Annotated in this window: 14 protein-coding genes; 9 read left to right on the top strand and 5 right to left on the bottom strand. The window is 70.5% G+C overall.

Going from position 1 to position 12,685, the window contains the following annotated elements; all coding sequences use genetic code 11:
- Window positions 1-35 precede the first annotated feature (35 nt).
- Window positions 36-980 (top strand): PDR/VanB family oxidoreductase, encoded by a 945-nt coding sequence (locus QRX60_RS12830; protein WP_408630266.1) that lies wholly within the window; start codon window positions 36-38, stop codon window positions 978-980.
- Here QRX60_RS12830 and QRX60_RS12825 read toward each other — a convergent pair.
- Window positions 975-1,259: a YciI family protein gene (locus QRX60_RS12825; RefSeq protein WP_286001001.1), complete on the bottom strand. Its 285-nt coding sequence runs from the start codon at window positions 1,257-1,259 to the stop codon at window positions 975-977. The two genes, QRX60_RS12830 and QRX60_RS12825, sit on opposite strands and share 6 nt — an antisense overlap.
- Window positions 1,260-1,478: 219 nt before the next feature.
- On the opposite strand from QRX60_RS12825, the gene QRX60_RS12820 reads away from it, so the two are divergent.
- The 4 genes from QRX60_RS12820 (at window position 1,479) to QRX60_RS12805 (ending at window position 4,448) form a co-directional block, all read left to right on the top strand.
- On the top strand, window positions 1,479-2,051 hold the full coding sequence (locus tag QRX60_RS12820) for an RNA polymerase sigma factor (protein WP_199191266.1): 573 nt from the start codon (window positions 1,479-1,481) through the stop codon (window positions 2,049-2,051).
- 91 nt (window positions 2,052-2,142) lie between these two features.
- On the top strand, window positions 2,143-3,294 hold the full coding sequence (gene nagA / locus QRX60_RS12815) for an N-acetylglucosamine-6-phosphate deacetylase (RefSeq protein ID WP_286003574.1): 1,152 nt from the start codon (window positions 2,143-2,145) through the stop codon (window positions 3,292-3,294).
- Between the two features lie 23 nt (window positions 3,295-3,317).
- On the top strand, window positions 3,318-3,695 hold the full coding sequence (locus QRX60_RS12810) for a hypothetical protein (RefSeq protein ID WP_286001000.1): 378 nt from the start codon (window positions 3,318-3,320) through the stop codon (window positions 3,693-3,695).
- A 45-nt stretch (window positions 3,696-3,740) separates the two neighbouring features.
- Window positions 3,741-4,448 carry a DedA family protein gene (locus QRX60_RS12805; protein WP_286000999.1) on the top strand — a complete coding sequence of 236 codons (708 nt, stop codon included), beginning with the start codon at window positions 3,741-3,743 and terminating at the stop codon, window positions 4,446-4,448.
- Between the two features lie 52 nt (window positions 4,449-4,500).
- On the opposite strand, the gene QRX60_RS12800 is transcribed toward QRX60_RS12805, so the two are convergent.
- Window positions 4,501-5,892: an FAD-binding oxidoreductase gene (locus QRX60_RS12800; RefSeq protein WP_286000998.1), complete on the bottom strand. Its 1,392-nt coding sequence runs from the start codon at window positions 5,890-5,892 to the stop codon at window positions 4,501-4,503.
- A gap of 83 nt (window positions 5,893-5,975) precedes the next feature.
- A complete protein-coding gene (locus tag QRX60_RS12795) occupies window positions 5,976-6,401 on the bottom strand; it encodes a PPOX class F420-dependent oxidoreductase (protein ID WP_286000997.1) in 426 nt (141 codons plus the stop codon).
- Between the two features lie 188 nt (window positions 6,402-6,589).
- Between QRX60_RS12795 and QRX60_RS12790 the strand changes: the two genes are divergently transcribed.
- From QRX60_RS12790 to QRX60_RS12775, 4 genes are all read left to right on the top strand, one after another.
- Complete coding sequence (locus QRX60_RS12790) at window positions 6,590-7,120, top strand: MarR family winged helix-turn-helix transcriptional regulator (RefSeq protein ID WP_286000996.1); 531 nt, start codon at window positions 6,590-6,592, stop codon at window positions 7,118-7,120.
- A complete protein-coding gene (locus QRX60_RS12785; RefSeq protein WP_286000995.1) occupies window positions 7,117-9,723 on the top strand; it encodes an MFS transporter in 2,607 nt (868 codons plus the stop codon). Before QRX60_RS12790 ends, QRX60_RS12785 begins: the two co-directional genes overlap by 4 nt.
- Window positions 9,720-10,541: a YceI family protein gene (locus QRX60_RS12780; protein ID WP_286000994.1), complete on the top strand. Its 822-nt coding sequence runs from the start codon at window positions 9,720-9,722 to the stop codon at window positions 10,539-10,541. Before QRX60_RS12785 ends, QRX60_RS12780 begins: the two co-directional genes overlap by 4 nt.
- 141 nt (window positions 10,542-10,682) lie before the next feature.
- On the top strand, window positions 10,683-11,351 hold the full coding sequence (locus QRX60_RS12775) for a DedA family protein (protein WP_286000993.1): 669 nt from the start codon (window positions 10,683-10,685) through the stop codon (window positions 11,349-11,351).
- A 2-nt stretch (window positions 11,352-11,353) separates the two neighbouring features.
- On the opposite strand, the gene QRX60_RS12770 is transcribed toward QRX60_RS12775, so the two are convergent.
- Together QRX60_RS12770 and QRX60_RS12765 are read right to left on the bottom strand one after the other, a co-directional pair.
- Complete coding sequence (locus QRX60_RS12770) at window positions 11,354-11,767, bottom strand: VOC family protein (RefSeq protein WP_286000992.1); 414 nt, start codon at window positions 11,765-11,767, stop codon at window positions 11,354-11,356.
- A gap of 176 nt (window positions 11,768-11,943) precedes the next feature.
- Window positions 11,944-12,684: an SDR family oxidoreductase gene (locus tag QRX60_RS12765; protein ID WP_286000991.1), complete on the bottom strand. Its 741-nt coding sequence runs from the start codon at window positions 12,682-12,684 to the stop codon at window positions 11,944-11,946.
- Window position 12,685 lies beyond the last annotated feature (1 nt).

Raw genomic sequence — 12,685 nt, 5'->3', positions numbered from 1 at the left:
CCCGGCTCGACGGCAGTGGCCGCACCGACCACCTGATGTCCACTTTGGTCGGTGTCGTGGGTGTTTACCGCCGGTTGTCCCGGTTCAGCGGAAAACGACGGCCTCCGGTGCGCGCGGTCGACCGGAACCTGCCGCTGGTGGTCGAGGCCGTTCGCCCCGAAGCCGAGGGAGTCGTCAGTCTCCGGTTGAAGGCTCCGGACGGCGGCCCGCTGCCCCGCTGGCAACCGGGCGCGCACATCGATCTCGTGCTGCCGTCCGGGCTGGTCAGGCAGTACTCGCTGTGCGGCGATCCGTGCGAAAACGACCGTTACCGCATCGCCGTGCGGAAGATCGGCACCGCGTCCGGCGAGGTCCACGCCCTCACGCCGGGCACCCGGGTCACCGCACGCGGTCCGCGGACGGCGTTCCCGTTCGTCGGCGGCGGGCCGTTCCTGTTCATCGCCGGCGGCATCGGGATCACGCCGATCCTGCCCATGGTCCACCGCGCGACGGCCCTCGGGGCGGACTGGCGGCTGGTCTACACCGGTCGCAGCCGCGAGTCGATGCCGTTCGTGGGCGAACTGGCGGACGACGACCGCGTCCGGATCCGCCCGGACACGGAGTACGGCGTCCCCGCGTCGGGCGCCGAGCTCCTCGACGGGCTGCCGGACGGCGCTTCGGTGTACTGCTGCGGCCCGGTGCCGATGATCGCCGGCGTCCGCGTCGACCTGGGGCTGACCGGCGCGAAAGCCGTCCACTTCGAGCGGTTCGCCCCGCCGCCGATCGTCTCCGGCGAGCCGTTCCAGCTCACTCTCCGCAGGTCGGGACGGGTGCTGCACGTCCCGGCCGACCGGACCGCCCTCGACGTCCTCCTCGCGGCGCGGCCGGGCACGCCGTATTCGTGCCGCCAGGGTTTCTGCGGGACCTGCGCGGTGCCGGCGGCCGGCGGCGGATCCATGCGGATCTGCGTCGACCGCGGCACCGCCGTGCTCGACCTATGACCCCTGGGGGACCCAGGCGCCGATGACCGGCTTGAACTCGCGGATCGTCCGCTCCGCGACGACGCCCTCCAGGAGGTACGGGTCCTGGTCGATCGTCGCCTTCAGGTGCGCTTCGTCGTCGGCCTGGTACAGCGTGATGCCGCCGGTACCGTCGCCGAGCGGCCCGGCGACCGCGACGCGGCCCTCTTCGGCCAGCTCGCCCAGGAACTCGCGGTGCCGCGGCCGGACCTCCGGCATCTTTTCCTGGACGTAGGTGATTTCGACGAGGAACCAGGCCATGGGGGCTCTCCGGGGTCGGGCGGGCGGTACGGGCCCGACGCTACCCGTGTCGCAGCGGCCGATCTGTGGCGACGGCAGGCCGACCCGATAGGCTGGGCGTGCGTCAGTACCTGTGTGAGCGCTGTGAATACCGTGAACCTGCTGACGCGGCACACCGTGCCCGCTCCCACCCGGGACGACCGGCACGGCCGGACCGGGGTCGAGGACAGGCAGGGGTTCATGCTCGAGGGCAATGCGGAACGCAGTGTCGAGGCGACCCTCGGCCACCTGCGGGTCATGGACGGGCCGGCACCGGCGCAGGCGCCGACGCCGCTGACCCTCGAAGACCTCTACCGCCAGCACCGCATGCGGCTGGTCCGGCTGGCGATTCTGCTGGTGGACGAGCCCGCGACGGCGGAAGACGTGGTGCAGGAGGCCTTCACCGGCCTGCATCGCAACTGGGGCAGGCTCCGGGACGCCGCGGCCGCCGTCGGCTACCTGCGCACCGCCGTGGTCAACGGGTCGCGCAGCGTGCTGCGCCGGCGCAAGACCGCCCGCGAGTACGTGCCGCCGCACGCGGTCAACGCGCGGTCCGCCGAGAGCCTCGCGATGCTCTCCAGCGAGCACCAGGCGGTGGTCAGCGCGCTGTCCAAGCTGCCGCCCCGCCAGCGCGAAGTGCTGGTGCTGCGTTACTACGGTGGGCTGAGCGAGGCCGAAATCTCTGAGGCCGCAGGCATTTCCAAGGGTACCGTTAAGTCGACCGCCAGCCGGGCGCTCGAGGCACTCCAAAAGGCCATGCAGGCCCCACAGTGACCCGGGTGGACCATTCCGATCACTGAGTCGTATCACCATGCTTGGTCCAGACCAATATATGCTGGGGTGCGTGAGAGGCGCCGGAGATTTCGTGATCATGGGCGGCCGGGTCGCTGCCCCGGACCGTGTACTCGATGACGGCTGGGTAGCCGTCTCCGACGGGCGGATCGCCGGCGTGGGTTCCGGGACCCCGCCGTCGGGCGAGTACGTCGACGTCGGCGGGGCACTGGTCGTGCCCGGGTTCATCGACACCCACTGCCACGGCGGGGGAGGTGCTTCGTTCACCTCCCTCGATCTCGAGGAACTCCTGACGGCGGTGCGAGCGCACCGCCGTCACGGCACCACGACCATGCTCGCCAGCCTGGTGTCCGACCCGGTGGACATCCTGCGTGAGCAGGTCGCTGCGCTGCGTGAGATCGCCCAGGACGGCGAGATCGCGGGCATCCACCTGGAGGGGCCGTTCATCTCGAAGGCCCGCTGCGGGGCGCACGACCCGGAGACGCTGCTCGAGCCGGACACCGGCACGGTCGACAAGCTCCTGCGCGCCGGCCAGGGCGCGATCCGGATGGTCACCATCGCCCCCGAGCTGCACGGCGGCGTCAAGGCCGTCCGGCAGCTGGCCGAATCGGGCGTCATCGCCGCCATCGGGCACACCGACGGCGTCGAGGAGCAGCTGCTGCCGGCCATCGACGCGGGCGCGACCGTCGCGACCCACCTGTTCAACGGCATGCGGCCGCTGCACCACCGCGAGCCCGGCCCGGTCGGGGCACTGCTCGATGACGAGCGCATCACGATCGAGCTCATCTGCGACCTGGTGCACCTGCACCCGACCGTGGTGCGGCTGGCCGCGAAGCACGCGGGCCGCACCCGCACGGTGCTGATCACCGACGCGATGTCGGCCACCGACGCCGCCGACGGCCGCTACACGCTGGGCCGGCTCGAGGTCGACGTGCACGACGGCGTCGCCACCCTCGCCGACAACGGCTCGCTGGCCGGCAGCACCCTGACGATGGACACCGCCTTCCGCAACCTCATCCAGGGTGCCAAACTCGGGATCCTCGACGCGGTGCACGCGACGTCGCAACGGCCCGCCGAGCTGCTGGGCATCGCCGACCGCACCGGGATGCTGCGTCAGGGGTACGTGGCCGACATCGTCGTCCTCGACCAGGACCTGCGGCCCGCGAAGGTGCTGCGCCGGGGTGAATGGGTCGCCGAGGTGGGTACGGCTACCTTGAGTACCTGATACGACGAGCGAAGCGGGCGGAGATGAGCGAGCCGAAGGACCCCGAGCAGCTGCTGGCGGACGCCCTTCGCGCGCAAGCCGTCTTCGCCCCGCAGGCGTCACCGCCGACCTCACCGACGCCCCAGGGGCGCGCGACCGAGCCGAGCACGGACGCCGTCCCGACCAGCGCGATCAACGAACTGCCGTCGGCGTACGGCCTGCTCTCCGGCGCGGGGGAAGCCTCGCTGGAGCGCGAGCGCGCGGCGCTGGACGCGGCGTCCGAAGCACCCACGGCGTTCGCCCCGCGTCCGCCGGACCCGCCGCGGCAGGCCGCCCAGCTGCCCGCGTACTGGATCCTGCTGCTGGCGGTGCTGCTGGGCCTCGCCGCGGGGTCCGTGGTGGGCCTGCTCACGCTGGTCTGACCGGGTCTCAGTAACGACTCAGGGTGACCCTGTACCGTTTTTGGGGTGATTCTCGCCCAGAGCACGGTCAACACGATGTCCCTGCTGCCGTCATGGCTCGACCCGCAGCACCTGCTGAGCGGCCTGACCACGCCGGTCATCGCGGTGCTCTGCCTCATCATCTTCATCGAGAGCAGCATCTTCCCGGTGCTGCCCGGCGACTCGCTCCTGTTCACGGCCGGCCTCTTCATCGCGAACGGCACCCTCGACGCACCGTTGTGGCTGGTCTGCGTGCTGGTGACGGTCGCGGCGCTGCTCGGCAACGTGGTCGGTTACTACATCGGCTACTTCGTCGGGCCCAAGCTGTTCAACCGGCCCGATTCCAAGATCTTCAAGCAGGAGTACGTCCACAAGACGCACCAGTTCCTGGAGAAGCACGGGCCGAAGGCGGTCGTGCTGGCCCGGTTCGTGCCGTTCGTCCGGACCTTCATCACGTGGATCGCCGGCATCGGCCGGATGGACCCGAAGCGCTACTTCACGTACACCGTGCTCGGCGGCATCCTGTGGGCCGCGGGCATCACAGTGCTGGGCTCGCTGCTCGGTGGCGTGTCGTTCATCGCGAACAACGTGGACGCGATCTTCGTGCTCATCGTGCTGGTGTCGGTGGTGCCGATCCTGTTCGAGTACCTGAAGGCCCGCCGCGAGAAGAAGGCCGGCCCTGCGGCCGAGACCGACCCCGAGGTCACCCAGCGGATCCCGCGAGTGCGGGACTGAGGTTCGCCTGACGGAAAAGGGCCCCACCGGTCGGCGGTGGGGCCCTTTTCCGTCAGGTCATCGAGAACATCGAGCCCGGGTTGAACAGGTTCTCCGGGTCCAGCGCCGCCTTGATCTGCCGGTGCACCCGCATCCCCACCGGCCCGATCTCGCGCTCCAGCCACTCCCGCTTGATCTTCCCGACCCCGTGCTCACCGGTCACCGTGCCGCCCAGCGACAGCCCGACCTCGAGGATCTCGTCGAAAGCCCGCCGGGCCCGGGCGAACTCGTCCGGGTCGTCCGGCTGGTAGACGATCGTCGGGTGCATGTTGCCGTCGCCCGCGTGGCCGACCACGGCGATCCGCAGGCCCACCTCTTCGCCGATCTTTTCGCAGCCGCGGATGAGCTCGGCGATGCGCGTGCGCGGGACGCAGACGTCGTCGGTCAGCCACTGGCCGTACGTCTCCAGCGCCGTCAGCACCACCCGGCGGGCCTGCAGCAGCATCCGGCCCTCTTCGAGGTCCTCGGTCGTGTACGCCAGGTCCGCGCCGCAGTCGACGCAGATCTGTTCCAGGGCCGCCAGCTCGCGGCGGGCGACCTCGCCGCCCGCGTCGGACTGGCCGAGCAGCAGCGCCTGGCAGTCCGACCCCGCGCCGAGGTCCGTCTTCAAGTACGCCTCCGACGCCTTGATCGACGACGCGTCCATGATCTCCAGCAGCGACGGCACGAGTCCTTCGCGGACGACGCGCGCGACGGCTTCCCCGGCGGCCTCGGTCGTCGTGAAACCCGCGACGAACGTCGCCGGCGCCTGGGGCAGCGGCTTGAGCTGGACCGTCGCCTGCGTGATGACGCCGAGCGTGCCCTCGCTGCCGACGAACAGCCTGGCCAGGTCGTACCCGGCGACGCCCTTGACCGTCCGCCGTCCGGTCTTGAGCAGGGACCCGTCGGCCAGCACGACCTCCAGGCCCAGCACCGAATCCGTGGTGACGCCGTACTTCACGCAGCAGAGGCCGCCTGCGTTGGTCGACAGGTTGCCGCCGATCGTGCACCAGTCGTAGCTCGACGGGTCCGGCGGGTAGAACAGCCCGTGCTTCTCGACGGCGTTGCGGAAGTCGAGGTTGACGACGCCCGGCTGCACGACGGCGAGCCGGTTGCCCGGGTCGATCTCGACGATCTCGTTCAGCTTGGTCAGCGCCAGCGTCACGCAGCCGTCGATGGCGTTCGCGGCGCCGGACAGGCCGCTGCCCGCCCCGCGCGGCACGATCGGCACCCCGGCCTCGGCGCAGGCCTTGACGACGGCCTGCACCTCCTCGACGTTCGCGGGCAGCACGACGGCGAGCGGCCGGCCGGAGGGCGCCAGCGGCATCATGTCGCGCGCGTAGGACGCGGTGACGTCGGAGTCGGTGAGCACGGCGCTCCTGCCGAGCAGGTCGCGGAGCCGGGTGACCAAAGCTTCGTCGCTCATGGCCTCATGGTAAGCCCGACTAGTCCGCACTGCGGAACTTCTATTTCGAAATCGCCGGTTCAGCGCAGTGCGGACCAGTGGGCTCAGCGGACCAGGCCCAGGAGCTTCTCCACGTGCACCCGCAGCAGCACCCGCTGGTCGCCGACCATCGCGTCGCGGTACTCGTCCCAGTCGGGGTGCTCGCCCGCCGCGCGGCGGTAGTAGTCGACGAGCGCCTCGACCGTCGCGTCGTCCCGGGACGCCGCGGGCGTCGTCAGCTCCGCCCGTCCCTCCGCGACGACGTAGCTCCAGCCGTCTTCGCTGCCCACGTGGTAGGTGACGCGCGGGTCGCGGCGCATGTTCTTCGTCTTCGCCCGCGTCTCCGTGATCGACGCGGTGATCGTGCCGCTCTCCGCGTCGTACAGGTGCGTGATGGTGGACAGCTGGGGCCGCCCGTCGCGGCGGATCGTGGCCAGGACGCCGTGGCGGTGCGCGGCGAGGAAATCCTTCAACGCTGTGTCGTCGGTCATACCCCTACCAACCCGTGGCCGTCCCCCTTGTTCCTGGAGCATCCCGAAGGAAATCTGCTTGCATACGACAACTAAAGTGTGTTCCGACACATCGAACGCACCTCCGCTTGCACAACCGCTAGTGAAGGCACATCCTTGCCTGAGGCAACTAGTTGCAGCCGCCAACCAACGCCGTTGAAGGACCCCTCATGGCACCGAACAGCTCCGCCACCCGGCCGAAGGCCGAACTGGACCTCGCCGACCAGCTCGGGCACGAGCTCGTCCGCCTGGTCCGCCTGATCAACAAGGCGAAGTCCCAGGTGTCCAAGCAGGGTCCGGACGGGATCGAGCGGGCGGCCTACGCGATCCTCTTCACCCTCATCCACGAGGGCCCGCAGCGCACCAGCCGGCTCGCCGAGTCGCTCCACTCCGAGATCTCCACGATCAGCAGGCAGTCGAGCTCGCTCGTCCAGCACGGCCTGGTCGAGCGCCAGGCCGATCCCGAGGACGGCCGGGCCTGCCTGCTCGCGCCGACGGCCGAGGGCATGCGGGTGTTCGAAGAGAACCGCAAGAAGCGCAACCAATGGCTGGCCGAGGTGCTCGGGGACTGGACCGAAGGGGAGATCCAGGCCCTGAACCGGCTGTTCGGCCGACTCAACACAGGTATCGAGAACCACTCTCCACAGCTGGCCGACGCGCAGGCGTCACCCGCTGCACCGGCCAAGGGGGCCAACGCATGAGTTCCACCACCGAAGCACCAGCACAGCTCGAGGTGGGTCAACCACCCCGGCTGAGCCACCGCCAGATCGTCACGATCCTGAGCGGCCTGATGTGCGGCATGTTCCTCGCCGCGCTCGACCAGACGATCGTCGGCACGTCGATCGTCAAGATCGCCAACGACCTGCACGGCTTCGACCTGCAGGCGTGGGCGACCACGGCGTACCTCATCACCTCGACGATCGTCACGCCGATCTACGGCAAGCTGTCCGACATCTACGGCCGCAAGCCGTTCTACCTGGCCGCGATCACGATCTTCGTGATCGGCTCGCTGGCCTCGGCCTTCTCGCAGTCCATGTACGAGCTGGCCGCGTTCCGCGCGGTGCAGGGGCTCGGCGCCGGCGGCCTGATGTCGCTGGCTATGACGATCCTCGGCGACATCGTGCCGCCCCGGGAACGCGCCAAGTACCAGGGCTACATCCTGGCCGTGTTCGGCCTGTCCACCGTGCTCGGCCCGGTGCTCGGCGGCTTCTTCGCCGGCATCGAGCACGCCGGCAGCATCTTCGGCTACGACATCCACGGCTGGCGCTGGGTCTTCCTGATCAACGTCCCGATCGGCATCCTCGCGCTGTTCGTCGTCGCCCGGGTGCTGAACGTGCCGCACCAGCGCCACGAGCACAAGATCGACTGGTGGGGCGCGCTGACGCTGGTCGTCGCGGTCGTGCCGTTCCTGATCGTCGCCGAGCAGGGCCAGAAGTGGGGCTGGGGCGACGGCAAGGCGATCCTCTGCTACGTCGTGGGCGGCGTCGGCGTCATCGCGTTCATCCTGGTCGAGCGGCTGATGAAGGACGCCGCGCTGATCCCGTTGCGGCTGTTCAAGAACTCGACGTTCACCGTGGCGATCATCGGCGGTGTCATCGTCGGTGTGGCGATGTTCGGCGCGATCACGATGATCCCGCAGTTCATGCAGGTCGTGCAGGGCTACACGCCGACCGAGTCGGGTCTGCTGATGCTGCCGCTGATGGCGGGCATCATGCTCAGCTCGATCGTGTCCGGCCGGCTCACCGGGAAGACCGGGCGCTACAAGATCTTCCCGATCATCGGCACCGTCCTGATCGCCGGCGGCGCGTTCTTCTTCGCCCAGGTCGAGTACAACTCGCCGCTGTGGCACCCGCTGGTCGCGGCCGCGATCATCGGTCTCGGCCTCGGCCAGTGCATGCAGACGCTGATCATCGCCGTGCAGAACGCGGGCCCGCGCAGCGACATGGGCGTCTCGACCGCGTCGGCGACGTTCTTCCGCCAGATCGGTGGTACCGCCGGTGTCGCGATCTTCCTGACGGTCCTGTTCAACACCCTGCTGCCGAACATCACGAAGGCGTTCGGCGGGCAGCTGCCGCCGGGGGCCGGCGCGGGCATCGGCGACCTCTCCGGGGACACCAGCGGCATCCAGAACCTGCCGGAGGCGATCCGCACCCCGGTGCTGATCGGCTTCACCGACTCGATCACCACGGTGTTCTACATCGCGGGTGCGGTGGCCCTGCTGGCCACGGTCGTGCTGCTGTTCATGAAGGAGATCCCGCTGACCAACGCGGCCCCGGCCGCGGCGACCATGGAGGGCGGCGAGGCGCTGCTCGAAGCGGACGAGCACGACTTCACCGACGAGCCCACCGAGATCGTCGAGCCGGTCAAGCCGGCCGACCGCGAACCGGCACTGGTCGGCGGCGGGAAGCACGCCCTGAGCACCAACGGGCACGGCGACTACCAGGCCGTGTCGGGCGCGCTGCCGATGCCGATCACGAACTCCGTCGCCGAATCCGAGGTCGACACCCCGGTCGGCGCGGGTGGCGTGCCGGTCGTCGGGCACGTGCGCAGGCAGGACGGCAGCCACGTGCCGGGTGCCGCGCTGACCCTGATCGACCAGCGCGGCCGCCAGGTCGCGCGGGCCACCGGGGCCTCCGACGGCAGCTACTCGGTGCCCAGCCAGGGCCCGGGCGCGTACGTGCTCATCGTGTCGGCCCACGGCCACCAGCCGCAGGCCTCCAGCGTCGTGATCAGCAACGGGCCCGCGACGGTCGACGTCACGCTCACCGGGTCCGGCGAGCTGACCGGCACCGTGCGAGCGGCCGCCACCGGCTCCCCGCTGGCGAACGTCACGGTCACGCTGACCGACGGCCGCGGCGAGGTGAACGGCGCGTTCATCACCACCACGGACGGCACGTACGCCTTCGTCGGGGTCGGCGCCGGGGCCTACACCCTGGTCGCCAGCGGCGCGGGCTACCGGCCCGTCGCGGTGACGCTGACCGTGCCGGACAGCGGCGTGCTGCGCCACGACGTCGAGCTGTCCAGCTCGGTGCAGCTCACCGGGGTGGCGCGGACCGAGGGCGACCGGGTCGTCCCGGACGCGCGGATCACCGTCCTCGACGCCGAAGGCAACGTCGCGGCCGTGGCCCGGACCGACGGCGAAGGCCGGTACCTGGTGAGCGACCTGCCCGCGGGCGCGTACACCGTGGTCGCGAGCGGCTACCCGCCGGCGACCAGCCAGGTGGAGCTGACCGGCGGCGAGGCCGGCCACGACGTCCGGCTGAGCTACGACCAGGCCCTCGACGAGCTGGTCGACCGGTCATGACCGGCTTGCGCGCGACCTTCCGCACGGCCGAGGGCTGGGCGGTGGAGCACGCGGTGCTCACCGTGACCGACCCTGCCGGGCGGCAGGTCGCCCGGCAGGCGGCCGACGTCCGCGGGGAGGTCGTCACCGACGCGCTCGCGCCGGGCACCTACACCGCCGTCGTCACGGCGGCCGGGTACACCCCGGTCGCCCGGATGGCGCAGGTCGCCTCGGACGGCTCCGGCTCGCTCGGCGACGTCGTGCTGGCCCCGGTCGCCGAGGCGATCGAGCTGCCGCCCGCCGGGCCGTGGGTGATCGACCCGATGCACTCGTCGGTGGTCGCGACCGCCCGGCACCTGGGCATCGCGAGCATCAAGGCGCGGTTCCCGGACGTGTCCGGCCGGATCGAGATCGGCCGCCCGACCGAGCGGTCGTCGGTGCACGCCGAGATCAAGGCGGCGAGCATCGACACGGGTATCCGGATGCGGGACGACCACCTGCGCTCGCCGGACTTCCTCGACGTCGACGTCCACCCGGTGATCACATTCGTGAGCACGGGGATGCGCCAGCGCGGCGCGGACTCGTGGACGCTGCTCGGCGACCTGACGTTGCACGGCGAGCGCCGCGAGATCGAGCTCGAGCTGACCTACGGCGGCTGGGGCCCGGACCCGTGGGGCGGCGTGCGCGTCGCGTTCCACGCCGAGACGACGCTGCACCGGAACGACTTCGCGATCAACTACAGCGCGATGGTCCGGGCCGGCGTGGCGGCGGTCGGCACGACCGTGAAGGTCGAGCTGGACGTCGAGGCGGTCCAGGGCGAGTCGCTGCCGCAGTTCTGAGCGGAAAAGCCGTGAAGGCCTCCTTACCGGCTCTTACTGCCGGTAAGGAGGCCTTCACGGCTTGTATGAGCTGAATATCCCGGGCAGCTGGATTCGACCGTTCGCCGTGGGCCGTTCACCTCGGCCACGTAGGCTGGCTGTGTGAACGTCGTGAGCTTCGAGGCCGCGGGCGTCGGCGTGAACTGGCTGGACACCGCCGGGCCGGTGCTCGTCTGGGTGATCGTGCTGAGCTTCGTACTGGTCGAATGCGCGCTGATCATCGGACTGTTCCTGCCCGGCGACTCGCTGCTGTTCGGGGCCGGCGTGGTGCTGGCCCAGCACGGTTCGGACGCGAACGCCTGGCTCCTCTCGGGAGCAGCGCTGATCGTCGCCGTGCTCGGCAACCAGATCGGCTACTACATCGGGCGCGGCAGCGGCACGAAACTCATCGCACGCCGCGACGGGAAGGTGCTGAACCGGCACAACCTCGAACGCGCACAACGGTTCCTGGACCGGAAGGGTTTCTTCGCGATCGTGGCGGCCCGCTGGATCCCGTGGATCCGCACGCTCGCCCCGCTGATCGCCGGCGCCGCCCGGATGGACCCGCGCCGCTTCATGGCGGCGACCGCGCTCGGCGGCCTGCTCTGGGTGCCGACGCTGGTGCTGCTCGGCTACTACGGCGCCGGCCTGCTGGACTCGCTGCCGTGGCTGAAGACGGCGGCACTGTGGATCAGCGTCGCGTTCTTCGTGTTCGGCACGGGGTACGGCGTACTGCGCTACCGCATGGAGATGCGCCGCCCGGTGGACGAACCCGACGACGCGCGGGCCTGAGCTCAGGGTTCCGGGTCGGCCCAGATTTCGAGCTGGATGCCGTCCGGGTCACGGCACACGACGACCTTCGAGCCTTCGAAGGTGCGGGACGGCGCGGCTGGCAGGTAGGAGACGCCGAACTCGGCGAGGCGGCACTCCCACTCGGCCAGCTCGGCGGTCGACTGGACCCGGAACGCGACGTGGTCGAGCCCGGTTCTGCGTTCGTCGAACCCGCGTCTGCCGGTGTCCGCGTGCTGGACCAGCACCACGGAGAACTCGTCCCCGGCGGACCGGAGTACGACCTTGCGAAGACCCGTGTCCGGCTCTTCGCGCCGGGTGACCTCCTCGAGGTCGAGGACGCGGACGTACCAGGGCACGCTGCGGTCCACGTCGGTCACGGTGAGCGCGAGGTGATGCACGGACATGAGTTTTGCCATGACTCTCGAAGCCGTCCTTTCTCGTGGCGGCTCCCCAGAGTTGCACAGCGTTCGCCTACCGAAACAAGGGTGACCAAGTTCCCCGTCCGATCGTGATCTCGCCGTCTCCGGGCGTCCCAGCAGGCGGACGCTGGTCACTGAAGGTCATTCGGGTTTTCCGGAAAGTACTCGGCCGATCACCGGCCGCCACCGACGTCGAGCACCGCGCCCGTGGTGAACGACGACGCCGGCGACAGCAGGAACAGCACCGCTTCGGCGATCTCGGCCGGCCGTCCGGCGCGCCCCATCGGGATCTGCCGCGCGAACTTCTCGAGCCGGCCGGGCAGGCCGGCGGCCTCGTGCAGACCGGTGTGGATCATCCCCGGCGCGACCGCGTTGACCCGCACGTCCTCGCCCGCGACCTCCTGCGCGAGCCCGAACGTCAGCGTGTCCACGGCGGCCTTCGACGCCGCGTAGTGCACCCACTCCCCGGCCGAGCCGGTCCGCGCGGCCGTCGAGGAGATGTTGACGATCGCCCCGCCGTCACCGCCGTGCCGCGTCGACATCCGGCGGACCGCCTCGCGGCAGCACAGGAACACCCCGGTCACGTTGACGTCGAGGGTCCGCCGGACGACCTCGACGTCGTAGGAGTCGAGCCGCCCGGGCGTGTTGCCGACCGTCGCGGCGTTGTTGACCAGCGCGTTCACCGGCCCGAGCGCCGCGGCCGCGTCGAACAGCGCACGGACGTCGTCCTCCACCGAGACGTCCGCGCGGAACGCCAGCGCCTGACGGCCGTGCGCGCGCACCTGCTCGGCGACGGCCTCGGCGGGCTCCGGATCGCCGGAGTAGTTCACGACGACGTCGTAGCCGCGCGCACCCGCCAGCGAGCAGATCGCCGCCCCGATCCCCCGGCTGCCGCCGGTGACGATGAGCGTCATC

The sequence above is a fragment of the Amycolatopsis mongoliensis genome (genome assembly GCF_030285665.1).
In the GTDB taxonomy this organism is placed as follows: Bacteria; Actinomycetota; Actinomycetes; order Mycobacteriales; family Pseudonocardiaceae; genus Amycolatopsis; species Amycolatopsis mongoliensis.
Note: the sequence above shows the minus strand (reverse complement) of the source record. Positions and strands in the feature narration are given on the sequence as shown.